Source organism: Vagococcus elongatus (assembly GCF_003987645.1).
GTDB classification, from domain to species: domain Bacteria; phylum Bacillota; class Bacilli; order Lactobacillales; family Vagococcaceae; genus Vagococcus_A; species Vagococcus_A elongatus.
In genome coordinates, this window is sequence record NZ_NGKA01000002.1 from 103238 (window position 1) to 128455 (window position 25218).

22 protein-coding genes are annotated in these 25218 nt (G+C 37.9%); 9 read left to right on the forward strand and 13 right to left on the reverse strand.

Features of this window, described 5'->3' with window-relative positions:
• Positions 1-129: 129 nt before the first annotated feature.
• Complete coding sequence (locus CBF29_RS01890; RefSeq protein WP_126806708.1) at positions 130-1884, reverse strand: ABC transporter ATP-binding protein; 1755 nt, start codon at positions 1882-1884, stop codon at positions 130-132.
• A complete protein-coding gene (locus CBF29_RS01895; RefSeq protein WP_126806709.1) occupies positions 1877-3610 on the reverse strand; it encodes an ABC transporter ATP-binding protein in 1734 nt (577 codons plus the stop codon). The genes CBF29_RS01890 and CBF29_RS01895 overlap by 8 nt, the downstream gene beginning before the upstream one ends.
• Before the next feature lie 338 nt (positions 3611-3948).
• Between CBF29_RS01895 and CBF29_RS01900 the strand changes: the two genes are divergently transcribed.
• From CBF29_RS01900 to pbp4, 3 genes are all read left to right on the forward strand, one after another.
• The gene (locus CBF29_RS01900) at positions 3949-4164 is read left to right on the forward strand and encodes a DNA-directed RNA polymerase subunit epsilon (protein ID WP_126806710.1); all 216 of its coding nucleotides are present in this window, start codon (positions 3949-3951) and stop codon (positions 4162-4164) included.
• 1 nt (position 4165) lies between these two features.
• Positions 4166-5842, forward strand: coding sequence for a ribonuclease J1 (gene rnjA, locus CBF29_RS01905; protein ID WP_126806711.1), 1677 nt, complete (start codon positions 4166-4168; stop codon positions 5840-5842).
• Positions 5843-5988: 146 nt separating this feature from the next.
• Positions 5989-7998: a penicillin-binding protein PBP4(5) gene (pbp4, locus tag CBF29_RS01910; RefSeq protein WP_126806712.1), complete on the forward strand. Its 2010-nt coding sequence runs from the start codon at positions 5989-5991 to the stop codon at positions 7996-7998.
• A gap of 330 nt (positions 7999-8328) precedes the next feature.
• Here pbp4 and CBF29_RS01915 read toward each other — a convergent pair whose 3' ends face one another.
• Positions 8329-8604 (reverse strand): hypothetical protein, encoded by a 276-nt coding sequence (locus CBF29_RS01915; RefSeq protein ID WP_126806713.1) that lies wholly within the window; start codon positions 8602-8604, stop codon positions 8329-8331.
• A 297-nt stretch (positions 8605-8901) separates the two neighbouring features.
• On the opposite strand from CBF29_RS01915, the gene CBF29_RS13680 reads away from it, so the two are divergent.
• The 3 genes from CBF29_RS13680 to CBF29_RS14220 all read left to right on the forward strand — a co-directional run bounded on the left by CBF29_RS13680 (position 8902) and on the right by CBF29_RS14220 (position 10089).
• Positions 8902-9072: a hypothetical protein gene (locus CBF29_RS13680; protein ID WP_170169959.1), complete on the forward strand. Its 171-nt coding sequence runs from the start codon at positions 8902-8904 to the stop codon at positions 9070-9072.
• A 62-nt stretch (positions 9073-9134) separates the two neighbouring features.
• Positions 9135-9320 carry a transposase gene (locus CBF29_RS14215; protein ID WP_126807086.1) on the forward strand — a complete coding sequence of 62 codons (186 nt, stop codon included), beginning with the start codon at positions 9135-9137 and terminating at the stop codon, positions 9318-9320.
• A 505-nt stretch (positions 9321-9825) separates the two neighbouring features.
• On the forward strand, positions 9826-10089 hold the full coding sequence (locus tag CBF29_RS14220; RefSeq protein WP_425469880.1) for a transposase: 264 nt from the start codon (positions 9826-9828) through the stop codon (positions 10087-10089).
• 343 nt (positions 10090-10432) lie between these two features.
• Here CBF29_RS14220 and CBF29_RS01930 read toward each other — a convergent pair whose 3' ends face one another.
• From CBF29_RS01930 to CBF29_RS01955, 6 genes are all read right to left on the reverse strand, one after another.
• Positions 10433-11734: a PTS sugar transporter subunit IIC gene (locus tag CBF29_RS01930; protein ID WP_126806715.1), complete on the reverse strand. Its 1302-nt coding sequence runs from the start codon at positions 11732-11734 to the stop codon at positions 10433-10435.
• Positions 11727-13022, reverse strand: a complete 1296-nt coding sequence (locus CBF29_RS01935; RefSeq protein WP_126806716.1) for a glycoside hydrolase family 140 protein — start codon at positions 13020-13022, stop codon at positions 11727-11729. Before CBF29_RS01935 ends, CBF29_RS01930 begins: the two co-directional genes overlap by 8 nt.
• A 497-nt stretch (positions 13023-13519) precedes the next feature.
• On the reverse strand, positions 13520-14980 hold the full coding sequence (locus CBF29_RS01940; protein ID WP_126806718.1) for an FGGY-family carbohydrate kinase: 1461 nt from the start codon (positions 14978-14980) through the stop codon (positions 13520-13522).
• Positions 14961-15926, reverse strand: a complete 966-nt coding sequence (locus CBF29_RS01945) for a transketolase family protein (RefSeq protein ID WP_126806720.1) — start codon at positions 15924-15926, stop codon at positions 14961-14963. Before CBF29_RS01945 ends, CBF29_RS01940 begins: the two co-directional genes overlap by 20 nt.
• Entirely contained in the window at positions 15916-16746 is an 831-nt protein-coding gene (locus CBF29_RS01950; RefSeq protein ID WP_425469876.1) for a transketolase, read from the reverse strand. Before CBF29_RS01950 ends, CBF29_RS01945 begins: the two co-directional genes overlap by 11 nt.
• Positions 16747-16761: 15 nt before the next feature.
• Positions 16762-18165, reverse strand: a complete 1404-nt coding sequence (locus tag CBF29_RS01955) for an L-fucose/L-arabinose isomerase family protein (protein ID WP_126806724.1) — start codon at positions 18163-18165, stop codon at positions 16762-16764.
• 183 nt (positions 18166-18348) lie between these two features.
• Here CBF29_RS01955 and CBF29_RS01960 point away from each other — a divergent pair, with 183 nt between their 5' ends.
• The 3 genes from CBF29_RS01960 to CBF29_RS01970 all read left to right on the forward strand — a co-directional run bounded on the left by CBF29_RS01960 (position 18349) and on the right by CBF29_RS01970 (position 21476).
• The gene (locus CBF29_RS01960; protein ID WP_126806726.1) at positions 18349-19383 is read left to right on the forward strand and encodes a LacI family DNA-binding transcriptional regulator; all 1035 of its coding nucleotides are present in this window, start codon (positions 18349-18351) and stop codon (positions 19381-19383) included.
• Between the two features lie 750 nt (positions 19384-20133).
• A complete protein-coding gene (locus tag CBF29_RS01965; protein ID WP_126806728.1) occupies positions 20134-20883 on the forward strand; it encodes a hypothetical protein in 750 nt (249 codons plus the stop codon).
• 113 nt (positions 20884-20996) lie between these two features.
• The gene (locus tag CBF29_RS01970) at positions 20997-21476 is read left to right on the forward strand and encodes a hypothetical protein (RefSeq protein ID WP_126806730.1); all 480 of its coding nucleotides are present in this window, start codon (positions 20997-20999) and stop codon (positions 21474-21476) included.
• Between the two features lie 56 nt (positions 21477-21532).
• On the opposite strand, the gene nadE is transcribed toward CBF29_RS01970, so the two are convergent.
• The 4 genes from nadE to trmL form a co-directional block, all read right to left on the reverse strand.
• The gene (gene nadE, locus CBF29_RS01975) at positions 21533-22363 is read right to left on the reverse strand and encodes an ammonia-dependent NAD(+) synthetase (RefSeq protein WP_126806732.1); all 831 of its coding nucleotides are present in this window, start codon (positions 22361-22363) and stop codon (positions 21533-21535) included.
• Between the two features lie 237 nt (positions 22364-22600).
• On the reverse strand, positions 22601-24025 hold the full coding sequence (locus tag CBF29_RS01980; RefSeq protein ID WP_425469881.1) for a nicotinate phosphoribosyltransferase: 1425 nt from the start codon (positions 24023-24025) through the stop codon (positions 22601-22603).
• Positions 24026-24125: 100 nt separating this feature from the next.
• Positions 24126-24515 carry a GtrA family protein gene (locus CBF29_RS01985; RefSeq protein ID WP_170169960.1) on the reverse strand — a complete coding sequence of 130 codons (390 nt, stop codon included), beginning with the start codon at positions 24513-24515 and terminating at the stop codon, positions 24126-24128.
• A gap of 107 nt (positions 24516-24622) precedes the next feature.
• The gene (gene trmL, locus CBF29_RS01990; RefSeq protein ID WP_126806738.1) at positions 24623-25141 is read right to left on the reverse strand and encodes a tRNA (uridine(34)/cytosine(34)/5-carboxymethylaminomethyluridine(34)-2'-O)-methyltransferase TrmL; all 519 of its coding nucleotides are present in this window, start codon (positions 25139-25141) and stop codon (positions 24623-24625) included.
• Positions 25142-25218: the final 77 nt, after the last annotated feature.

The following is a 25218-nucleotide window of genomic DNA, read 5'->3' on the forward strand; positions in this document are numbered from 1 at the left end:
CATTTTGACATTTCTGACTTTAGTCCCATGACTAGTGTCATCATCAAGACGGCGTTTTTCCCGATAATAAGACACCTGTTCATCTGAATCAAAAAAGCAAAGGAAATGTCCTTTGCTTTTTTCGCCAAGTTACTCTTCTGCAAACTGGCTATTGTACAACTTCTCATAAAAACCACCTTGAGCCAGCAGTTCTTCGTGTGTCCCCTGCTCAATAATCGATCCTTGATCCATCACTAAGATTAGATCAGCATCGCGAATGGTTGACAAACGGTGAGCAATGACAAAACTCGTCCGCCCCTTCATCACACGCTGCATCGCTTTTTGAATCAGCATCTCCAGTCGTGTATCCACGGAACTGGTAGCTTCGTCCAATATCAATATTTTAGGATTGGATAAAATAGCCCTTGCGATAGTGAGGAGTTGTTTTTGTCCCAAGGAGACATTTTCTGCTTCCTCATCGATGATCATTTTGTACCCTTCCGGCATTGTCCGGATAAAGTGATCCACGTTAGCCATTTTAGCAGCGTCCACCACTTCATAATCAGTCGCTGCCAGTTGTCCAAATCGGATGTTCTCCATAATTGTTTCATGATACAGCCACGCATCTTGCAATACCATCCCAAACATCGAACGAACTTCTTTTCGATTCATGGTTTTAGTATCTACATCATCGATTTTTATTGCACCGTCTGTCACATCATAAAACCGCATCAGCAGATTAATGAGTGTGGTCTTCCCGGCTCCTGTGGGACCGACGATAGCCACTGTCTGTCCTGGTAAAACATTAAAGTTTAGGTTTTCTATCAATGGCTTGTCCGGCGAATAACTGAAAGACACATTTTCAAATGTCACCTGTCCTTCCACTGGTCCTTGAAGAACGACATCCTCAACATTTTCTTCTTCCTCTTTTTCATCCAACACTTCAAAAATCCGTTGCGTTGACGCTGAGGCACTTTGAATAACTGCCGAAAGTTGTGTCACCTGTCCCATCGGTTGATTGACCTGCCAAACGTATTGAATAAAGGCTTGCAGATTACCAATGGTCATCGTTCGCATGATGACAAAGTAACTGCCGGCGACAGCCACGACGATATAAGTCAGATACGCTGTCAACTGAACTAATGGCATCATCAAGCCGGAAATAAAGCCTGATTTAAAACCGAAATCTCCTAGTTCATGAACTAATTCTTCAAATTCCCGATAATTTTCTTTTTCACGACTGAATAGTTTTAACACAGAAAACCCGGTCATGTTTTCCTGAACATAGCCGTTCAAGTTTCCTAGAGCTTTTTGCTGCCGTCTAAAGTATTTTTGAGAGACAGCGACAATGGATTTAGAAATAATGAGCGAAGCCGGAATCATCAGTATAGAAACCAACGCTAAAATCACATTGATTCTAAACATCATCACGATAGCAGAAACTATTCCGATTGAAGCTGAAATAATCCGAAGCAGACTTTGCTGTAAAGCATTCGTCAACGCATCCACGTCGTTGGTCATCCGAGATAAAACATCTCCCCGCTGATGAGTATCAAAGTAGGATACTGGCAAGCGATTGATTTTTTCAGAAATATTCGTCCGCAAGTCTCTCATGGCACGCTGTACGACCCTAGACATCAAGGCGCTTGAACCAAAGAACCCCGCATTGCAGATGAGCGACATGATAATCACAATAATAATGATTTTAAAAATATAATCAAAATCGATCGGCTGGCCTGCTTCTAGATTTTCCTTAATCCGAGTGGTAGGTAACCCCATAACAACAGGAAATACTGCGTTGGTTAAAGTAGCCGTGATTTCAAAAAAAACAGCCAAGAAAAAGGTCCCTTTATATTCTTTTAGGTAGCGCCACAATCTTCTCAAAGATCTTACTGAATTATTCATAGGCCAACTCCTCCTCTGATAATTGAGATGAAGCTATGTCATAGTAAATTTGATTAGATTTCAACAACTCTTGATGTGTGCCCTGTCCAACAATCTCTCCTTCATTCAATACAATGATTTGATCTGCATTCATGATTGTACTTACCCGCTGTGCAACAATAAAAACAGTAGCATCTGTTATTTCTTGAGCCAAACGCTTACGCAGTCTGGCATCTGTTGCGTAGTCCAATGCTGAAAAACTGTCGTCAAAAACATAGATTGAAGGACGGCGTATCAATGCACGGGCAATCGCCAAACGCTGCTTTTGTCCACCGGAAAAGTTTGACCCGCCTTCTGACACCGGCTCTTCCAAGCCTTTTTCTTTCTGGGAAACAAAATCTGCCGCTTGGGCTATTTCTAACGCATAATCAAAATCTTCAGCCTTAGCATCAGGATTTCCAAACAACAAGTTATCACGAATAGTCCCGCTGAACAAAAGAGCTTTTTGAGGGATATATCCGATTTTTTTCCGCAGACTGTCGATGTTGTAATCTCTTACGTCCACCCCATCAATCAGCACCTGTCCTTTGGTTACATCGTAAAATCTTGGCAGTAATTGAATCAACGTCGACTTGCCGCTGCCGGTACTTCCGATAAAGGCCACAATTTGTCCCGGTTTAGCTGAAAAACTGATGTTGCGCAACACAGGACTTTCTGTGTCGTCATAAGCAAAACTAACCTCTTTAAATTCAACATATCCCGCTGTTTCGGTTGTTGTCGTTCCACCTTCATTCGGAAGAATCGAGGTTTTAGTATCCAACACTTCCTGAATTCTGTCAGCTGAAACAGCTGCTCTAGGGTACATAATAAAAATACCCGCAAACATCATGAATGAGAACAACGCATGAAAGATATATTCAATAAAGGCAACTAACTCTCCCACTTGCAAAGACCCTACTTCAATTTGTTTTGCGCCCACCCAAATGACCAGTACGATAATAAAATTGAAGAAAATAAAAAAGACTGGCTGAGCACTAGACATCAAGGTAAACAGATTGATTGAGTTTTTAGCATAAACTTCATTGACTTCTCCAAAACGTTTTTCCTGAAATTTTTCGTTGACAAAGGCACGAACCACACGTAATCCCGAGAGATTCTCCCGGACGATGCGGTTGATTTTATCCAAACTTTTCTGCTGTCTTTGAGACATAGGTTCCGAATATTTTGCAATCAAATAGATCCCCACCAACAAAATTGGGATACTGTACAGAACATATTTAGCTAAAGAAGCATTTTGTATGAGGATCATCGTTAAACTGCCGATAAACATCATAGGTGTCATAAACCCTGTTCGTAATACTTGACCCAAAAAAAGCATTACTTGATAGGCATCATTTGTAATGCGGGTGATCAGTGAAGATACACCAATTTTTTCATATTCGCTATGGGAAAAAGTTTGAATATTGCGATACATATCGTCACGAACATCCACGATGATTTTTGTCGTCAGTTTCGCTCCAAAATAAGCTAAAAACAAGTTCAAAATACTTCCTATGATTGTCACACCCAACATGACAAAACCCATTTTCTTCACATAATCGAAATTCTGCTGAGCCACACCTTGGTCGATCATCCGAGCTAAAAGTGTCGGCAATCCCAGTTCAATGATAATAAATCCAAAGACACTTAAAAAATTTAGAAGCAGCAATTTCTTATGTCTGACAGTATAATGCCACATTAATTTCATCTTATCATCTTCTCCCCCTACCTTTTAATGATTCTTTCAATATACCACAAAATTAACGCAAATGACAAGAATTCTATTACTTTACAATCACCAAATTGAGGCACTTTCTATACTTATCTCTAGAATTATGGTAGAATTGTTTTGTCTTTTATGAACAGGTACTATGATTGAATGGCACACAAATGAAAATACTAAATAAACATAAAGCCGATGAAACGAAGACGAGGTTTCATTCCACAAAAAATCAACATGATTTCAGCGTGGTGTTGTAGACAAAATTAAAGGTGAGGATCACCTGTTTTTAGTGTGAAAAAAAATATAATAGAAGGAGCGTATATATGATATTTAAAGCATATTACCAAGAAACAAAACATCAAAATCCAAAAAGGGAACAAACAAAATCCCTCTATCTAGAGGCAGACGATGAAGTTGAAGCACGTCGCTTATTCGAAACCCATACTTCTTACAATCTAGAATTTCTACAATTTTTAGACGAGAAGCATTTAGCTTACGAAAAAGAACATGCAGATTTTTCGTTGACGGAGTTTAAGTAAAATGAAAGTAAATTTAAAAAACAATGAAACCGGCGTGTTTAGTATTGGCGGCCTAGGGGAAATTGGAAAAAATACTTATGGCATCCAGTTCCAAGATGAAATCATCATTGTAGATGCAGGCATCAAGTTTCCTGAAGATGATTTACTTGGTATTGATTATGTGATTCCTGACTACAGCTATATTCTTCAAAATTTAAATAAAGTCAAAGCTTTAGTCATCACCCACGGACATGAAGACCATATTGGAGGCATTCCTTATTTACTGAAAGAAGCTGCCATTCCAATTTATGCTGGTCCTTTGGCTCTAGCATTGATCAAAAACAAATTAGATGAACATGGCTTGCTGCGCGATGCCGAGCTTCACCAGATTGCAGAAGACACAGTCATCAAGTTCCGAAAAACAACTATTTCTTTTTTCAGAACAACTCATAGTATTCCTGATGCCTTGGGAGTGGTCGTCAAAACTCCTTCCGGCAATGTCGTCTGTACGGGAGACTTCAAATTTGATTTCACTCCTGTAGGCGAACCGCCAAACCTTCAAAAGATGGCGAAAATCGGTGAAGAAGGAGTCCTCTGCCTGCTGTCAGACAGTACTAACGCAGAAATACCTGACTTTACTAAATCAGAACAATTTATTGGCGAATCTATTCAAAGAATTTTTGAAAAAATTGATGGGCGCATCATTTTCGCTACATTTGCTTCAAATATTTTCCGGCTACAACAAACAGCCATGGCGGCAGTGGAAACGGGCAGAAAAATTGCTGTCTTCGGCCGCAGTATGGAAAATGCGATTGTTAACGGACAAGAACTGGGCTACATTGATGTCCCGAAAGATACCTTTATTGATTCTCGTTCGATCAATCAGTATCCCGCAAATGAATTATTGATTCTATGTACAGGCTCTCAAGGTGAACCTATGGCGGCGTTAAGCCGAATCGCAAACGGCACTCACCGGCAGATTAGTATTCACCCGGGAGATACTGTCGTCTTTTCAAGTTCTCCGATTCCCGGCAATACTCTTTCTGTTAACCGGGTGATTAACCTGTTGTCAGAAGCTGGGGCCGAAGTGATTCATGGAAAAGTAAATAATATCCACACTTCCGGACACGGCGGACAACAAGAACAAAAACTTATGTTAAGTCTGATGAAGCCAAAATTCTTTATGCCTGTTCACGGCGAGTATCGGATGCTTAAAATCCATACTCAATTAGCCCAAGACACCGGGGTCAAACCTGAAAACTGCTTTATTTTGGACAACGGCGACATGCTGGCATTGACTGCCGATAGTGCCAGAAGAGCTGGAAAATTCCCTGCAGGTGATATTTATGTAGACGGCAGCGGTATTGGAGATATTGGCAACATTGTTTTGCGTGACCGTAAAATACTTTCTGAAGAAGGTCTAGTCCTTGCAGTTGCCACTGTGAATTTTAAAAAGAAAGTGATTAAAGCAGGCCCAGATATTTTATCAAGAGGCTTTATCTACATGCGTGAATCCGGCGAGTTGATCAATCAATGTCAAAAGTTGTTAGATCGTGCCATCGCCCGCAGATTAAAAGAAAAAGATTGTGATGAGGCAGCTCTCAAAGAAACGATTATTTCAACATTACAACCGTTCCTTGTTGAAAAAACAGAGCGCTACCCAATGATCTTGCCAATGGTATTGGAAGAAAGTGAATAAATGATTCAAGAGACAGCTAGAAATTTCCAGCTGTCTCTTTTATTTTTATCTGCGCCTATCAAACTCTATTTATTTTCAAAAGCTGTTTTATACCTTTTTTTCGAGTATAATGACCTTAATCCAACATTAGAGAAAGTGGTGCGACTATGAAGAAAAAGAAATCTTTACCCTTAATCCTGAGTACATTGAGTTTGCTCATACTAATTGGCGGTTTTTTTGGGTTCAAGTACTATCAAAAACACCAGCGTTTAACGGAAGCCAAGACATTAGTACAAAACTTTACTAATATACTTAAAAATAAAGAATTTGGTGACTTATCTAAAGTTCTTTCCGAAAAAACAGAAGCAAAAAGCGGATTTCCTGACGAAGAAATCATCGAAAAGTATCAAAACATTTTTACAGGTATCGGTGCAGAAAATCTTGAATTTAAATCAATTGAAGTATCAGAAGAAGACAAAAAATTATCCTTCTCATATACTCTTTCATTGACAACTTCCCTTGGAAAAATAAAAGATTTAACGTATAAAGGGACAATCGATGTGGGAGAAAAAGCATTAGGCATCATCTGGCAGCCCAATCTGATTTTCCCGAAAATGTCAGGGAGAGACAAAATCAGCATCTCTAAAGATTCTGCCCTTCGAGGGAGTTTGCTTGACCGCAACGAAAAACCTCTGGCAACTGAGGGAGACATTCAGCAATTAGGTGTCGTGCCAGAGAGACTGGGAGAAGGAACAGAAAAAGAAAATAATATCCGAAAGATTGCAGAGCAATTTGACCTTAAAGAAGAAGATATCTTGCAGGCTTTGAATCAACCTTGGGTGCAGCCGGATTACTTTGTTCCCTTGAAAATCTTGACTGATCCAGCTCCTGCCCAAATGCCTACTGGTGCTTCTTTTCAAATCACCACTGGCCGTGTTTATCCGTTAGGGGAAGCCGCCGCACATTTGATTGGCTATGTGGGGACAATCACCGCAGAAGATATTGAAAAAAACTCTGAGTTGAGCAGCAGCGGAAAGATTGGTCGCGGAGGACTTGAAGCCGCTTTTGATGAACAACTTCGCGGGACTGATGGTGGTAAGATAAGCATTACAGATGAAAGCGGCAACGAAACATCAATCCTTTTAGAAAAAGAGAAGAAAGACGGAGAAAATATTCAGCTGACCATTGATTCAGAAGCTCAAGTTCTTGCTTTTAATTCTCTTGGAAATAATGCGGGTGCCACCGTCATTACGGAACCGGGCACAGGGGACATACTCACGGCCGTAAGTTCACCAAGTTATGATCCGAATAAGATGACACACGGTATTTCCCAAGAAGATTATGATGCTTACGAAAAGAATGAAGCTAAACCTTTCATTAGCCGTTTTGCTACTGGCTATGCCCCCGGCTCGACATTTAAATCTGTCACTGCTGCCATTGGTTTGGATGCCGGCACCATTGACCCGAATGAAGAAATAGCTATCAATGGACTTAAATGGCAAAAAGATTCTTCATGGGGGGATTATCAAGTCACCCGAGTCTCGGATGTGACTCCCGTTGATTTAAAGAAAGCTCTTGTTTTTTCTGATAATATTTACATGGCACAAGCCACACTAAAAATGGGCGAAGAGGTTTTCCGCAAGGGATTGGACAAGTTTATTTTCGGAGAAAAACTGGACCTGCCGATAGCCATGAGTCCGGCACAGATTTCCAATGAGGAACGCTTTAATTCCGAAATCCTCTTGGCGGATACCGGTTACGGACAGGGGCAGCTATTAATCAATCCTATTCAACAGGCAGCACTTTATTCAGTCTTTGCAAATAACGGTACTTTAGCCTATCCTAAATTAATAATGACCTCTGAAACTAAAACCAAAGCTGATGTCATTACAGCTGAATCAGCCGCTGCAATTAAAGAAAATATGACTGAAGTCGTCACAAATGAAAATGGAACAGCTCATTCATTGAATACACTTGGTTTTACGATTGCTGCAAAAACAGGAACCGCTGAAATCAAAGATACACAAGATGAAAAAGGAAAGGAAAATAGTTTTCTTTTAGCTTTCGATCCCGCTGACAGCAGTTATTTGCTAGTTTCTATGCTTGAGGATAGGCAAGGTGATACCTCTGCCACACAACTGGCACCTGAGATTTTAACGTATCTCCATAATCGATAACATGATTGCTGAAAAAAGATTGAAAATTTATTCCTAGTGTTATCGTGATAGCTTGTTGTATGACTGCCCATTCTTGTTTTATTTGTAACGTTCTTCTGTTAATAGAAAAATAGACAACATAAAAAACGACCGTTAAAGAACTTTTGTATAAAAGCCTTAAACGGTCATTCTTTTTGATAATTTCATCAACACATTTTTAAATTTTTTATTTATCCATAGTGGGAAAAAATTTAACTTTCAATGTGCATAAAAGCACATAGAAAAATCCCTTTAACATTTCCGTTCAGATAAATTCCCATTCGAACATGAAACGCTTCCAAATGTTACTGATTATAACGCCCCTAGACTGGCCAAATGAAAATCAATAATATAGTAACGATAATCACTCTTGGAATACTTAATTTTTTTATCTTTCAGCTGCGAAATCAGCTCCAAACGCTCGTCTTCCGATACCTCTTCCCAATCTTCTGCATGGCTGCTGCAATAAAGTCTAAACGGAAGATCGACATCTACACGAACCTCTATGTAATCTTTAGGCTCTCCCAACGCATGATATTCAGAGTCAATAACAATATTCCCAACATAATTCAAATACTTCTTGCCCATTTCAACCTACCCCCATTTTATTATAGTGACATTTCATCTTATATAAAAATTGTACTAGATAATTACCTATTTCACAACTGTTTTTCTAGTTCAAAGGCTTAATAGGATTGGTATTACTTGAAATTTACACAGATTTTAAAATTAAGCTTGGCAGTTATAAAATAATTTTTTCAACTTGATAATCTCACGGGGACAAAGTCCATATAATTGTGTAAAAGTATAAAATAAAAAGAGCCGTTGCCAATTGTTTTGAATACAATCTTTTTGGCAAAAAAAACACTCATAGGGTTGAAATCAATGACCCAATCACATTTTATTTTTAATAGCAAAAATATTCAAAAAATCATTGCTGAAAGTGATGCTACTCAGACACCAAGGGCTGTGTTAACAATTCTCTTCAATCAACTGATGGAACAAACAGCACACAGTGCCTATATCCAGGTAACGCACTATAAACGCAACGAATAGCGTCTCTCCCAACGTGACAATCACTATTACCACGGCTTTACAATACGTATCGACACCTTGTAATCAGAGTCCCTCGGACACTTGACGGTAAATTCACCTCAGATTTATTCGAACGATATCAACACAGTAAACAAGCTATGGTATTGGAAATAATCGAAATGGTTATCTCGAGTATCTCTATGAGAAAAGTAACGGAAGCTAGCGAAATCATCATAGATTGTCAGACAGTCTCTAAATTTCTGGAATAAAAACTGATGAGGTAATTTGACCCGATTGTCCAAGAGTGACAAACAAAAAGTCTTGCCCGTAGGACCCATCCATTTATCATGTGCGACATCATTTATATGATAGTTAGCAAAAATCATCGGGTCCTTCCAAAGAGATTTATATCACGCTCGGTTTCGAAACAGTAAGAATCCGTTCTATTTTAGGGGTCGAAGATTAGAAGTCATCAATCTCAAAGTAACTGCTCTGCCGTGTTTGAACAATTTAAAGTAGCGACTTGTCCGATGTGAAATCAGTTATTTCGGATATTCTCACCTAGGCTTAGTCAACGGCCTACAATCAACGCTTTTTAATGACAGCTGGCAACGATAGCAAATACATTTCATCCGAAACATCTTTGATAAGCTTCCAAAAAAACAGCCACAGATATCAAAGGTGGGGTCAAAGCTATTTCCAAAGATTTCGACATCAAGGTTACCCGAGAGCGAAAAAAACTTCATTCTCAAATATGGTAACGATTAAAGACTAATCAATACCTGTAATACTTTAAAGGTTCCCTTTGAAAACACCGTGCAAGTCATGGTTTTACCTGAAACTATCAGCCATCGCTTTCGTGCGACCAATATACTTGAACAGTTGAACGAAGAAGCTCGTCTACTTGAGAAAGTGATTCCTATTTTCTCAAACTACGATTCAGCCATACGAATTCTTGGTGCTCTATTGATAGAAAATGATGAGAGCTGGTCATCATCTCCAAGGAAGCATCTGAAATTTAATCTGACAGATATTTAGCCAACAGTATTGTAATCAACTGATCGTTGGCATCAAGAGCCGCTTCGTTTCTACTCTTGACACCAACGATAAACCGACTGAGTTAGCAACAGGACTCAACATGGCTAAAAATTGTACTTTTGACAGATTCGTATTTCACACAAAATTTCGGACTTGACAGACTGAAATTTAAAATAATATTTTGATTTATTATTAATCAGCTTTGCTACATTACAAAAACATACACACTAACTTATATCTATCTCTGATTTTCCAATCTATACTGTTTTAAGGCTTATATACGAAAATCTGCATAATTTATTATTTTTTCTTGACAATAGTCTAAAGACTACATCCAATCTAATTAAACTGTTTCTTTCATTGAACCCAACTTACCATTTTCATTCGACAAATCTTCATTTTTTTCGTTATTTTTATCCATCAATTTCACAAAAGGCAAATATAGAAAACATCCCGCAAAAACACAAATTAACTGAAGCAGAGCAATTCTCCATCCTCCTGCCAAAAAACCATTAATTAAAATAGGCGTTCCAAACGGCACTTGAACACCACTCAATCTTGGAAATAATCCACTCCAAATAGCTAGATAAGCAATTAAGGTTTGTACAAGCGGTGTCAAAATAAAAGGTATTGCCATAATAGGATTTAAAATTAGCGGTAATCCAAAAACCATAGGTTCATTGATAGTAAATAAACCAGGTGCGGAACTTAATTTAGCAACTGTTTGAGATTGTTTTGATTTAGAAAATATAAGTATTACTATTATTAATGACAGTGTCCCGCCTGCACCTCCAATCCCAGAAAACAAATCATAAAAAGATTTGCTTAAAATATTTGGAAGCTCTGAACGCGCAACTCCAGCGGCTAATGCATCCATATTTTGGACATCCATTGGCATGTAAAGTGCCGTTATAAAACTTCCCACTACCAGGGAACCATGAATACCAAAAAACCAGAGCGTCATTTGAATAAATACGATGAGTAACAGAGAACCCACATTAGAAGAAAGACTTTGAAGTGGTGTAGCTAAAATTTGATAAATAAAATCTGAAAAAGACCCATAAGAAGTAAAACCAAACAACCAACTTATAATGATGGCAATAAAACCTGAAATTATTCCTGGTATCAATCCCGCAAAAGTATCTGTAATAAATGGAGGAACACCTTCTGGCATTTTTATGGAAATATTTTTTTCTAGAATGAAACAATAAAGTCTTGAGAAAACTAATCCACAAATAATTGCTGTAAAAAGCCCCTGAGCACCTAATTTAGACATATCGAGTGTTGTTGTTTCATCTATTGTGATTAGAGGGGTCATTATTAAAAAAGAGAACATTGAAACGAGGCCTGCGGGAACAGCTGACTGATTAAATTCAGTAGCTAGCCTGTGCCCAACTAAAAAAGAAGCATAAATAGAGATTACCCCTACAGTCATACTATACCCGACAGAAAAATACCCTCCAATGTTGATTGTACTTATAAAGTTTTTCCACGCTTCAATAGGTAAAACTGCAAGTAACAAAGCAATAGAACCTATAATATTAATTGGTAACGTCGCCATCAAACCGTTTGACACAGCTTTTAAATATTTATTATTTGATATTTTATCTGCAAAAATCAACACTTTATCCATATATTTATCCATTTTCAATTCCTCCTTGTTTTTGCGCAACAATTAAAACATCCTCTTGACAACTGTGAGATGTAAATATCGTTTTATTTTCTTTAACTCTGTAATCAGGTTTCAAAAAATTATTGTTTTTAAAATCGATAAGCGTTACTTGATAATTAGAAAAATTAACATTAACACTAATCGTTGTATTACTTGGGATATAGATTAAATAATACTGGCTATCAGGTGTAACAGACATCCGTATTTGCTCACTAACATTTAATAGATACTCATTACAAGGAATTAAATTGTCAACTTTTAACAATTCAAATAGTTGTTTTATAAAACCATAGTCATGGGCCCCCGGTAATTGAAGAGCTTCTTGCCAGTACATCGGACTATCAAAAGCCTCTCCTGTACTTTCTGAAAAGCCGGATAAGTTTCCATGCCAACTCCAAATTCCATGTGCTCCATAGGTTATACCTGCACATGCACCTGATAAAACAGACTGCCATGCAGCTTTTCTAACATCCTTTTGCCCAAAACGACCATAAACTTTTCTAGAAAAACCCATCTGTTCATAGCAAGGCTCCGAATTAATAACTGGCATTTTCTTTTCTAAATGATAGAAATGATTTGCTAACTGATAAGGCATATCGAGAAAAGAACTATTATGACCTGACTGATATAAAAAAATGTCTAAATGTGAAATAATTTCCTCAGGTATATCCTGGAAACGACCTTTTATATGAATCGTTTTTAGGGTACCTTGTGATTTTTTTTCAAAATATTCAAAAGCATCAAGATAGGTCTCAATTGTTTCTTGTGTCGGAAAGTCTGTATCCCCACCGATAAAATAAATCGGGGAGAACTCATCAAAAGTGTCAACCACTTTTTCAAAATAATCATGCAAATATTCTTTAGGATAAACATTTCTCTGCCCGTCCAACTCACTTGCCCATGTTCCAACCACGTAATTCGACCAAAGCACGACCAACGCTAGAGTAAATCCCTCATCTTCGGCCAATCGGCATAAATGTTTAGCTCGATCAAAATAATCATCATTTATCTCCGAAAAATCGAAAACGCCTTCTTTTCGAGAAAAGGGACTCACGCTAAACTCCCCTTTACTTCTATCCCACTGTGGTAAAATATTAATCTGTAGTACATTGAAACCTTGTGTTTTCCTTTTTCTTAGGTATGTTAACCACTCATCTTCTTTAATATTGGTAAAAGCACTCCAACAAGTATCTGCCAAATAAAAGAAGGGATCCCCATCACGGAGTAACGTCCTACCGTTAGTACTAATTTTCATTTTCATTTTCTAGACACCTTTCTATCATTTATAACCATTTTCGAAAATTTTATATCATGCATCGACACACTTTTAGTAAGTATATAAATCCAATCATTTTTTTAGTTGCTTGCAATTATTCTTTTATTCCATGTTCTGATTAAGAATTCAAAAAAGATATTATTCTCCAGAACAATTGAAAGAATAAATCGCTACACTCATTAAAACATTTGAATGATTACTTGTTCTTTTTAACCAACAAAGTTACTATTCCACTCCTTCAAAATTATTTATCATATCCCATACTTTTCTTAATCTACTGATATACATCTGATTTAAAAATGAGCCAACATTTTTATCAATCCCTAACCTAGTATTTTTTTCTTTAAAGCTTTTCCCACTAGCAATGACTTCAGAATTCACCTAATCAGATAATTCTCTAATTAATCCCTCTCCTTACCTTATTCTGAAAGACTATTATTCCTATTTTCTCCTTCTAAAAATCTATACTCCACTTTCAAAGCTCAGATTAACTCGCTTTCAATCAACTGTTTCCACTTTAAATAATAGCCTCCATACCTTGAAGACGTTGGTTTGATTTCGCGCTCATTGGTTAATGTTTCTGATAAACGATATCCTTCACGTGTCAGCACCAATCTTATCACTCCCAACGCCGAGAGTTCTTCAGCCTGCCCGATGACAACTGACTTTTGTGTCAAATCCGCTAGCAATTGCATCAACTCTTGATTCTTAGTTGCCCCTCCATCCACTCGAATCTTAGCTATTTTAATTCCGCTAGCCAGCTCCATTTCATCGATGACTGCTTTAATCTGAAAAGCCATGCTGTCAAAGCTGGCGCGAATTAAATCTATTTTTGTCGTGCTACGATTCATACCTACGAAACGGGCACGAGCTTCAGGTTGCCAAAAAGGGGCTCCTAGACCCAGCTGAGCAGGAATAAAATAAACGCCTTTGCTGTCAGCCTGAAGAAACGCTTCCAGTGCAGCTTCCTCAATATCAACAATCAGTCCTAGACTGTCCCGAAGCCAAACCAGGGTATCACCAAAGGAACGAATAATTCCTTCCAATGCGTAGTTTGTCTGACCAGCTTCACTCCAAGCAATAGTTGTCAACACCTTATCGTTTTGGATTTTTATATCCTCTCCAAGTTGCATCATAACTGAGCAACCAGTGCCAAGAGTAGCTTTTGTGTCCCCTGGGTGTATACATTTTTGACCATAAAGCGCTGACTGAGAATCTGCCATGATTCCTGTGACAGAAATCCCTTGATAGTTTCCAAAGTTATCTGAGGAATTTCTCACTTCCGGCAAACACGTTATTGGCACATCAAAAATTTCACATAATTCTTGATCCCACTGCATTTCATAAATGTTATAAAATAATGTCCGACTCGCATTGCTAGGTTCTGTTGCGAATACTTGGCGATTTGATAAATTCCAAATAAGCCAGCTATCCATCGTCCCTACTGCTAGTCTATTCTGTTGTACCTTTTTTTTCATCTCTGGAATACTATTCATTAACCATTTAACTTTTGAACCCGAGAAATAAGAATCGATTTTCAAGCCCGTTTTTTTCTGAATGAGGTTTTCAAGCCCTGCATCAATTAATTGATTACATAACGAAACGCTACGGTTACATTGCCAAACGATGGCGTTGTAAATCGGCTCGCCTGTCAATTTATCCCAACAAACAATAGTTTCTCTCTGATTCGTAATAGACAGGCTCTCTATATCAGCCGCTAGTAGAGTGTGTTTCGTCAACATCTGTTCTAACAACAGATAAACGTTGGACATGATTTCCTTGGGATCATGTTCAACCCAACCTTGCTGAGGAAAAATTTGCTTATGAGGCAAATCCAGACGATCAATGATTCGTATGTCTCCTGAAATTTCAACTAGCAAAAGTTTTGTTCCAGAAGTACTTTGATCAATCACTAATTTCTTTTTAACCTTCGCTATCACCATATGACTCTCCCAACATTTCCCTAGCTATTTTAACTAAATTGTTTTTCTCCAGACCATAGTGAGCAAAGAGCTCTGGCGAAGTCCCCGTCACTAGCTCTTCATCAGGAAATCCAATAATCTTAGTGACTACGTCTCGCTCCATGGCAAGCGTCTCAACAACAGCAGCACCTAAGCCTCCATGAATACTATGCTCTTCTACAGTGATAACTACCCCTGTTTTTCTAGCGGAAGAAATAATAGCATTCGTATCCAAAGGTTTGATACTATGAATATTAATCACTTCGGCTGAGATATTTTGCTTTCCAAGAAGTTCTGCTGCATCTAGTGCAACTCTAACTGTCTCACCCGTCGCAATAAGTGTGATATCATCCCCCTGCGTCATCCTGACAGCCTTGCCAATTTCAAAACCATAATCAGCATGTTCATAACAATCTGCCACCGGATTCCGTCCCAAACGAATGTATGCCGGCTGGGAACTTTTCACTAATTCTCTAAACATCGCCATCGTTTCAAAGCGATCCGCTGGAACTAATACTTGTAAATTGGGGATTGCTCTGGTTACCGCAAAATCCTGTAAGGAGTGATGACTCATTCCAAGAGCACCGTAGCTGACACCGCCACTGATTCCAACAAGTTTGACGTTCATATTAGAATAGGCCACATCTACTTTAACTTGCTCAATACTTCGCATGCTTAAAAAACAAGCTGGCGATACAGCAAATGGACGCTTGCCTGAGTGGGCTAATCCAGCTGCAATACCTACAATATTCTGTTCTGCTATCCCTACCTCTACCATTTGCTCAGGCAAGGCTTCCGCGTATGCTTTTAGAGAAGCAGAACCTCTTGAATCACTAGTCAAAACTACAATATTTTCATCACGAGTTGCTGTTTCAATCAGCGTGTTACACATTGCTTGTCGATTCGGGATTGTATTTTTATTTGTCATGACTAGTCCCTCCCATAAAATTATCTAAATCATTCAATGCAGCTGTATATTCTTCTTCAGAAGGAACATAATGGTGCCACTCTGGAGTATTTTCAGCCAAAGAAACACCTTTGCCCTTTACCGTATGGGCAATAATCATCTTTGGTCTTCCTACTTCATTTGGAAATCCGAACGCGCTGATCAATTGATCAACATCATTCCCGTCAACTTCTAGCACCTGCCAACCAAAAGAACGCCATTTATCAGCTAAAGGATCGATTCCCATCACGTCCTCAGATTTTCCAGTGATTTGCAGACCATTTCGATCAATAATTGCTGTTAAATTGTCCAATTGATAGTGTGCAGCCGCCATCGCACCTTCCCACACAGATCCTTCAGCAAGCTCACCATCTCCCATTAGCGTATAGACTTTATATGGTTTTTTATCCATCTTTGCTGCTAACGCCATCCCCGTAGAAACTGCTAGACCATGTCCTAAAGATCCTGTATTCATTTCAACTCCTGGCACCTGATTGTTTGGATGTCCTATAAGGCGCGACTGATACTGAGAAAAAGTTAATAGTTCTTCTTTTTCAAAAAAACCTTTATCAGCCAAAACTGCCCAAAGCACTTCTGCAGCATGCCCTTTACTCTGCACATATCTATCACGTTCCGGATCATCAGGATTTTGAGGGTCAATCTTTAAAACATGATAGTAAAGTGTGACCAATATATCTGCACACGACAGATCCGAACCAGTATGGCCGGTTTTTGCTCGATAAATCATCTTCATAATATCTTTTCTTATCTGATTGGCTTTTCTTTTTAATGTATGAGTCATCTCATTCATTCCTTTCTATTCACCACGCAAATATGCCTTAACATCTTCTTCAATTGGATCATACAAATCAGCTTTAACACCGATATATTTACAAGCCTCATAAAGAATTGGAACCACATCTTGATGAACGCCACTGACATGATGAATATATGGTCCAGTGACAATTTTTTCTTCCAGCCGCTTTAAGTTATCAACCTCCACCCACAAATAAGTGCCTTTGGTGTATGGGCCATCAATTCCTTTAGCGTTTCCTAGTAATAAAGAGTATTCTCCATTGTCGCCATCAAAGCGGCACAATGTTAAATCTCCATGTTTTGCCTCACCTTCTACTGATCCAGGATGATCAAATGCTAAAGGATAACCTATTGCAGGTTTGTCTTTTGCCACAGAAAATGGAAACAGTCCACAGTGCTGTAAAAGTTCACCGTTTTCATTATCAGGGTGGCGAACTGTCCAATCTGCAAAGAAACTTTTATTTTGACCGAAAGTAGCTGCCTCAATAAGTAAGCAGGAGATAGCCCCATGAATATCTGTCTCGCAGACTGTTGGGATCCCTTCGTCAATCAACATAGCATTTGCTGCACACGGCATTATCCCAATTTCATCTTGCAAGGCATTCCAACACTGAATAGCTATCGCATTACATCCATACTTGTCGCATAAATTTTTCATTGCCACTTTCAATGCTGCAACCATTTCCAAATCTATTTCCTTAATTTTAATAATTGCGCACTTCTGACAATGATTAACCACTCCTTGGATTTCTGGGACTCCTTCTTTTTTTATCCGTTTAATTTCTTTGATCAACTCCGGCATCGGAATCGGAGACAATTGGATATTAAATTTCTCAAGCAACTCTCCTTCATTGCAAATTGTTGACCAGAAATCAAACGGACGGGGGCCGATCTGTAAAATACGAGTGTTTTTAAATGTTTCAACCACATTACAAACAGCCAGAAAATCTCTAAGTCCTCTTTCAAATTCCGGATCGTCTAAACGGCAGTTCGTTAAATAAGTAAAAGGAACTTTGAAACGTCTCAGAACTTTTCCTGTTGCGAATAAACCGCATTGTGTATCGCGTAACCGATAACCATCTGGTTCCGGTCGTTCATCTCTTGGTCCCCAAAGCAATACTGGAACATCTAATTTCTTAGCCAGACGAGCACATACGTATTCCGTCCCAAAATTAGTATGTGGCAAAAATAAACCAGAAATTTTTTCCTTCTTAAATTTTTCAGCGATTAGCTCCATGTGATCATCATCATACAATAGACCATCTTCATTGAATTCCGTGATATCTACGAAATCAATTTTTAACTCCCGTAGTTTCTCTCTTGTTAAATTAGCATACTTCACAGCATCTGGCGCGCTGAAGATATCTCTTCGTGTGGGCGCAAAGCCAATTTTTATATTTCCCATATTACTCCTCCTTAGTTTATATAAACTAAATGCGCTTACTTTACTAAAGTATACCAGCAACAATACTAATTTACAACTATTTTTTAGCTTGTTTTATAAAAAAGAACTAAACTAAAATAGTTTACTATAAACCACAGCTAGTGTTATAATGAGACATGATAACATCTACATAAGGAGTCATTCATGAAAATAGAAGATATAGCTCGATTGGCGAACGTCTCAAAGTCTGCTGTTTCTTTAGCTCTCAATGATAAACCTGGAGTTAGCGAAGAAACTAGAAAAATTATTTTGGATATCGCCAAAGAATATAATTACGTCCCTTTACGCAAAGTTAATAAAAATAAAAAAAAGCAAACTAAACTAATACGTTTTTTAGCTTGTACAAGTGGAGATATTGTAACCGATAATTATCAGACCATGCCTTTTTTTAGTCAGCTAATTTCTAAATTAGCTGATGAAATCAATCATTACTCTTATTCACTCTTGCTATCGACCATAGACAAGGAAATGATTTCAAAAGAGTTAAAACATCTGGAAACAGAACAGGCTTCTAGTGCTATTATTTTACTAGGAACTAATTTATCAGAAGATGACATTCTCCAAATTAAAGAGATTCAAAAGAACTTAGTCGTAATTGACACCTGTTTTCAAAAATTGGATGTCGATTTCGTTGCCATTAATAATTATCAAGGAGGTTATCTTGCTGCAAAACATTTGGTCTCAGAAGGTCACACCAGCATAGGTTATGCTATGTCGCAAACCAGAATGTACAACTTTTCTGAGCGGCAAAAGGGATTCAGTGACTGTCTAGAAGATCATCAATTATATGTCAATCAGGATTTTTTTATTGAATTTCCAGGTATGAAGATCACCGACCAGCTATTACATGAGACATATTTAAAAAATCTCCATAATTTACCAAGTGCCATTTTCTGTGAAAATGATTATATTGCTATTAGTCTAGTCAAAACACTAACTGAAATCGACTATCGAATTCCAGAAGATATTTCTATCATTGGTTTTGATGATATCCCAGAAGCAACCGTCATTTCGCCAGAGTTAAGTACCATTCATGTACCAATTAAGCAAATTGTTCAAGCGACACTCGAAAGAATCTCCAAAATGATAGAAAAAAAACAAACTCACAGTTCCTGTCAACTCATTAATACTTCATTAATAAAAAGAAATTCAGTTACAGCACATAAAGAAACAGAGTAGGAAACCAGTCTCTAAAAAACGTGTAAAAAAAGAGTAATCATTTTTACACGTTTTTAGAATAAACAAAAATATAATCTCTTTCTGCACTACCAATAAATTACACCTTGAAGGATCTTAACCAATTCTTATTACATTAAAACGTAAACTAATCAGCTTTAGTTCTTGCAACTTTCCATGTCCAAAAAGTTAGCAATCTCTTTAAAATCTTGAGATTAGGAAATTCCATTTGTTTAGACTTGCAAGAAAACATGCTTTAGCCTCTATCTTAAAATTTATCTTATTCACAAGTCTCTTAGTCCTTTTTGACAAAAATGATTTCAGCGCATTTTATGTTTTCTCGCACAAAATCCTCTGATTATTTCTTCAATATTTTCTTTATATTCACCTTGGACAGTCTTATCCCTACATCGAAAATAAAAATAAACATGACATACATCTACATTTCCACCTTATATGCAGCACCGATGAATAGATGCTTGGATTTGAATTATTCTTACTTTAAGACTAATTTAGTTAGAAAGCTAATACCAAGCAGTCATTTTTATATTCCCGCTTTAATTCTAGACTGAAATATTTTCAGTATTTTCATTTTCGACACACATAAAAACCTCAAAAGAAAATTTTTATTGAATTTTTTAATATTGCCATCCTCTCAACTCAACCAGTCTTTTTATTTCGCTTAATTTCAATGGTTTTATCACATTTTATTCACAATTAAAGGGTACACTTAAGTGCAAGAGGTGGGATAACATGAGTAGGCTGACCTTCGTCTTTAAAAAAATTCGATACCATAAAAAAATGGCTGTCTTACTGACTGCGTTTTTTATGTTTAGTGTCATTTCCTTGAGTTATGTCAGCTTGTTATCCTCCGTCAACCGTTGGAATTGGCAAAATAAGCTAAAAACTTGGGAAAGTATAGGAATCTCCGACCGACATCATCCTGTCATAAAACTGATAAATTCCAGCTATCACGACATTCAAAATCAGTATGCTCTTCTGAATATGAAAGTCTGGGCAATTATTTTATGTCTGTTAACTATATTGGTCATCGTCATTACCCTGTTTCAAAAAAATGAAATTACTGCCTCCTTTAATCTGGGATTTTCTAAAAGAAAAATCATTGCGCAAGCATTTCTTACATGGTCTGCTACTTTATTTATTAGTTTTGTTTTAACCGTTGCTCTTTCTTTTATTTTTTTCAACTCGATTATTGTCAACGTACGAAACCAAAATCAAGCTGTCTTTGATGACACACTCAGTATAAATTTGGAAAAACAGGAAAAATCGTTTCAACTTCCAGAGTCCAAAGAAGAGGAAAAACTGATGTTTCCCTTAAACCCTGAAAGAGGTTATAGCATACATAAAGATAATCGGCAATTAACCGTACGTTATTTCAGCAGCATTCTACTAAGAAAATTTTTCTTTCTAACTCTCGCTCTTTTGGGTGTTATTCTTTTAGTCACTCTGCCTTACACAATGTTTTCGGCTAAAAAGTATTAAATAGAGTTCGATTTTCACAAATTTTATGCAATCATCACTAAGTATCTTCAAAATAGAAAGGGTGAATATTATTGAAGGTCTTGATCTCACGGGGAAATAAGGATGGAAAAAAAGTGGGACTCACGAATGAACTTGATGACGGATTTTATATTTTTCTGTGCCCAAAAGAACAATCAGCAGCTATCGATATCCAAAGTAATGGACATATTATTCGAGACAACGGCACATTGTTGCCCTATTTATCCATCAAACAGCAATTATTCTCAAGTGTTTCTTTCAAACGACGGAAAGAATATCTAAAAATCTTAAAAAAGTGGTGGGCATATTTCCGCTTGGATAAAGATTTTTTAGAAGATACGCCAGAAAAATTAAGTCCTGAGCAACTGTTATTGATTAATTTTATCCACTCAGTCGCTCAGCAAAAACCAATCATCGCCTTTGAAGATTCCAAAGAAATTATTTTAAAACAATTTTGGCTGGACCTTTTTCCTGCACTTGAAAAAATCGCCACTGAAGAGCAGCTGACAATCATTTTAGTGACTTCAAATAAACAAATGGCTGAAGAGGCTCAAACGTGGCTTTTGAATAAATAAAACCTGCCAGTACAAGGTGTCAACCGTTGTGCTGGCAGGTTTTTGTGTTTTTAACATTACTTTTTCCAAAAGCTGTCCCAAAGAGTAATCGGCAAATGACGCTTATGTTCGCTTTGCTGGTATAGCTGTTCGATTTTTACTTTCGCTTCCTTTGAAATCTCTTTTCCCTCAAGATAATCATCGATAGCTTCATAGGTCACACCTAGTGCTTCCTCATCTGCCACAAGTGGTTTGTTATCTTCTAAATCTGCTGTTGGAATTTTTTCGTATAAATCCGACGGAGCCGATAAGTGCTCCAGCAATTGTCGACCTTGTCTTTTATTCAATCCTGAAAGGGGTAATAAATCTGCCGCCCCGTCGCCAAACTTCGTATAAAATCCTGTGATAGATTCAGCAGCGTGGTCTGTTCCGATTACCGCCCCTTTTCTTTCACCTGCCACAGCGTATTGAACAATCATCCGCTGCCGCGCCTTGATGTTTCCTTTATTAAAATCTCCGATGCTAAAACCTTCATTAGTAAACTCAGCCACTAAGCTGTCAACAGATGTTTTTATATTAATCGCCAATCGCTCATCGGGTTGGATAAAGTCTAGGGCTTTCTGACTGTCCGTTTCATCTGCCTGTTCACCATAAGGAAGGCGAATAGCAATAAAACGATAGTCTTTTCTACCTGTTTCCTCTCGCAATTCTGTCACTGCCATTTGAGCCAATCGTCCTGCAAGGGTAGAATCCTGCCCACCGCTGATGCCTAAGACATATGTTTCTAAAAATGGATGGGTCAACAAATATTTTTTCAGAAAATCGATTCTTCTGCGAATTTCTTCTTCAGGATTTATAGATGCTTTGACCCCAAGTTTTTTAATGATTTCTTCTTGTAAAGACTTCATAATGATACCTCCCACTATAATAAGCAGCTTATTGAACCAGACCATTATCGATTAAATCAGCAAAACCAGTTTTCCCCCACCTAGGTTTTTCTATCTCGTTTTTCCAATCTCAAAGTAAACTTTCATTTCCCTTTGCGCTAAGTAAAACTCATAATTTATGTCAATGATAGAATCAAATCCCTAATACAAACACTCCGCAAGCTAAGGAAAAGTTCCTAGTTCACGGAGTCAGTCATTTTATCTTTTTTCTCCTTGATCTACCACTAATGCTCTCATTTCTTCTCTCACTTTTTCGACAATCGCTAATTTATTGTCATAAGCGGCTTGCGATAAGTCAACAGGGTAAATCTGCGGATTAAGATCCCGCTTGTACTCTTCCCACAGTGAATCATGATTTCTGGTGGCGGATGCCTTGATTTCTGTTAGGGTAGGCAGTTCATACACTAATTTCCCATCTACAAAAATTTCCTGCAACAATGGACGAGCAATGAAATCTTTTACTGTTTTATTGATAAAGGTGTGGACTGGATGGAACATAAAGACTTCTTCTTGCAAGTCAGGACGTTCATCCCACAAGGCCACATAATCCCCTTCAGATTTTTGATTGGATTTTCTTGTGATACGCCAAACTTGTTTCTTTCCGGGCGTGGATACTTTTTCAACATTACTGGAAAGTTTAATGGTGTCGACCATTTCTCCCTGATCGTTTTCGATTGCGACTATTTTGAAAACAGCACCTAGGGCCGGCTGATCAAAAGCAGTAATCAACTTCGTGCCCACACCCCAAACATCGATTTTTGCTTTCTGCATTTTCAAGTTCATAATCATTGTTTCATCTAAATCGTTGGAAGCATAGATTTTAGCATTGGGATAGCCGGCTTCATCTAATTGTTTACGAACTTTTTTAGAAATATACGCCATATCTCCGCTATCGATCCGGACCCCAAGAAAATTGATTTTATCGCCAAATTCATTTGCTACTTTAATAGCATTAGGAACGCCAGATTTCAATGTATCATAAGTGTCCACAAGAAAAACACAATCTTTATGCGTCTGAGCGTAAGCCTTAAATGCTTCGTAATCATCTAAATAAGACTGAACTAAGGAATGAGCATGGGTTCCGCTAGTAGGAATGCCGAATATTTTTCCAGCCCGTACATTGCTGGTAGCATCACAGCCGCCAATATAGGCCGCACGTGTCCCCCAAATCGCCGCATCCATCTCCTGAGCTCGACGAGAACCAAACTCCATGAACAAGTCTTCTCCTATGACCGATCGGATGCGAGAAGCTTTAGTGGCAATCAACGTTTGATAGTTCACGATATTCAGCAATGCTGTTTCAATTAGCTGGCATTCCGCTAGAGGTCCTTCCACCTGAATAAGAGGTTCGTTATTAAAAACTAGTTCTCCCTCCACTACAGAACGAACCGTACAACTAAAGCGGAACTCTTTTAAATAATCTAGAAAATCCTCTGGGTAACCTTCCACTTCACGCAGATATTCAATGTCAGACTCGCTGAATTTTAAAGATTTTAAATAGTTTATCACCCGTTCCAATCCGGCAAAAACTGCATAACCATTTTTAAACGGCATATCCCTAAAATAGCATTCGAACACTGCATGACGCTTGTCTCTGCCCAAATCCCAGTAAGTTTTCATCATATTTAATTCATATAAATCAGTGTGTAGCACCAAACTATCATCAGCAAATTGCTTTGCCACGTCCCTCATCTCTCTTTCCCTATCGCTCAAAATTGCACTACTATTTAAAAATAATGACTTTGCTAAAAACATAATTGATGACGACAATAAAGAATTGTGTCCCAATTTTAGCATAACTCTCTTTTAGTTTCATTTTTTCTACCAAAAGATTCATCATCACGAACTCTACTCCTAGCGAAGCTACTCTAGCTCCAAAAAAAAGCAAGGTTTCTTTAAGCAAGCTCTGAAATTCTGTGTTGTAATTTTGAAAGACGATAAATTTGTTCGTCACAAAAGCAAACAACACTGAAAAAAACCAAGCAGCAACCATGGAAAGATTCATGTTGATTTTAAACACTCTTCGGCAAATAAAATGAACAGAAAAATTGACGAGGGTCGTTAACACGCCCACGATTAGGTAACGAATAATTTCTTCACTCAGACCAAACATTGCCTTACCTCCACTCGTCTCGTTCATTATACTACAAACTAAGAAAATTGATAAAAACTTCACCTAATAATCTATTTTATCGTGTCAATCGTCAACTCAAACCATGGTTATACTTCCTCTGAGGACAATTTGTCATTTTCATACACATGTGTCAGTTCCAACTGAGGAAAATCTTGCTGACGCAAAGCCTCATACAGCACCAAAGCAACGGTGTTGGAAAGATTCAACGAACGGACATGCTCGTCGTTCATAGGAATACGCAGACAGTCCTTTTCATACTCTCTCATAAATGACTCCGGCAAGCCTGTCGTTTCTTTGCCAAAGATAAAATAATGGTCCTGTTCATCATTATACTGAACCTCAGCATAGGTTTTTCTGGCAAACTTTGTAATCAAGTGCAGTTGTCCCTTTTGGGCTGTTTTCAGAAAATCAGGCAGCGACTCATGATAGAAAATATTCACATCATGCCAGTAATCTAAGCCTGCTCTTTTTAAATGTTTATCATCTGTTGAAAAACCCAGCGGCTCGATCAAATGAAGCGGAGCATTGGTCGCCGCACACGTTCTGGCAATATTCCCTGTGTTTGCAGGAATTTGTGGTTCAAACAATACAATGTGATTTGTCATGGCACTAGCCTCCATTTGTCAGTAAAAATAAAAAAAACGTATCGGCTCGGTGTTTATTCACGGCGAGTCCGTTACGT

Excerpts from the sequence above, each read along its gene's own strand:
- CBF29_RS01935 (WP_126806716.1), bottom strand. The coding sequence starts at position 13,022 with ATGAAAATGAAAATTAGTACTAACGGTAGGACGTTACTCCGTGATGGG.
- CBF29_RS01965 (WP_126806728.1), top strand. The coding sequence starts at position 20,134 with ATGAGTAGGCTGACCTTCGTCTTTAAAAAAATTCGATACCATAAAAAA.
- rnjA (WP_126806711.1), top strand. The coding sequence starts at position 4,166 with ATGAAAGTAAATTTAAAAAACAATGAAACCGGCGTGTTTAGTATTGGC.
- CBF29_RS13680 (WP_170169959.1), top strand. The coding sequence starts at position 8,902 with ATGACCCAATCACATTTTATTTTTAATAGCAAAAATATTCAAAAAATC.
- CBF29_RS01960 (WP_126806726.1), top strand. The coding sequence starts at position 18,349 with ATGAAAATAGAAGATATAGCTCGATTGGCGAACGTCTCAAAGTCTGCT.
- nadE (WP_126806732.1), bottom strand. The coding sequence starts at position 22,363 with ATGAAGTCTTTACAAGAAGAAATCATTAAAAAACTTGGGGTCAAAGCA.
- CBF29_RS01895 (WP_126806709.1), bottom strand. The coding sequence starts at position 3,610 with ATGAAATTAATGTGGCATTATACTGTCAGACATAAGAAATTGCTGCTT.
- CBF29_RS01945 (WP_126806720.1), bottom strand. The coding sequence starts at position 15,926 with ATGACAAATAAAAATACAATCCCGAATCGACAAGCAATGTGTAACACG.
- CBF29_RS01930 (WP_126806715.1), bottom strand. The coding sequence starts at position 11,734 with ATGGATAAATATATGGATAAAGTGTTGATTTTTGCAGATAAAATATCA.
- CBF29_RS01955 (WP_126806724.1), bottom strand. The coding sequence starts at position 18,165 with ATGGGAAATATAAAAATTGGCTTTGCGCCCACACGAAGAGATATCTTC.
- CBF29_RS01980 (WP_425469881.1), bottom strand. The coding sequence starts at position 24,025 with ATGATGAAAACTTACTGGGATTTGGGCAGAGACAAGCGTCATGCAGTG.
- trmL (WP_126806738.1), bottom strand. The coding sequence starts at position 25,141 with ATGACAAATCACATTGTATTGTTTGAACCACAAATTCCTGCAAACACA.
- CBF29_RS01915 (WP_126806713.1), bottom strand. The coding sequence starts at position 8,604 with ATGGGCAAGAAGTATTTGAATTATGTTGGGAATATTGTTATTGACTCT.
- CBF29_RS01940 (WP_126806718.1), bottom strand. The coding sequence starts at position 14,980 with ATGGTGATAGCGAAGGTTAAAAAGAAATTAGTGATTGATCAAAGTACT.
- CBF29_RS01985 (WP_170169960.1), bottom strand. The coding sequence starts at position 24,515 with ATGTTTGGTCTGAGTGAAGAAATTATTCGTTACCTAATCGTGGGCGTG.
- CBF29_RS01900 (WP_126806710.1), top strand. The coding sequence starts at position 3,949 with ATGATATTTAAAGCATATTACCAAGAAACAAAACATCAAAATCCAAAA.
- CBF29_RS01950 (WP_425469876.1), bottom strand. The coding sequence starts at position 16,746 with ATGACTCATACATTAAAAAGAAAAGCCAATCAGATAAGAAAAGATATT.
- pbp4 (WP_126806712.1), top strand. The coding sequence starts at position 5,989 with ATGAAGAAAAAGAAATCTTTACCCTTAATCCTGAGTACATTGAGTTTG.
- CBF29_RS01890 (WP_126806708.1), bottom strand. The coding sequence starts at position 1,884 with ATGAATAATTCAGTAAGATCTTTGAGAAGATTGTGGCGCTACCTAAAA.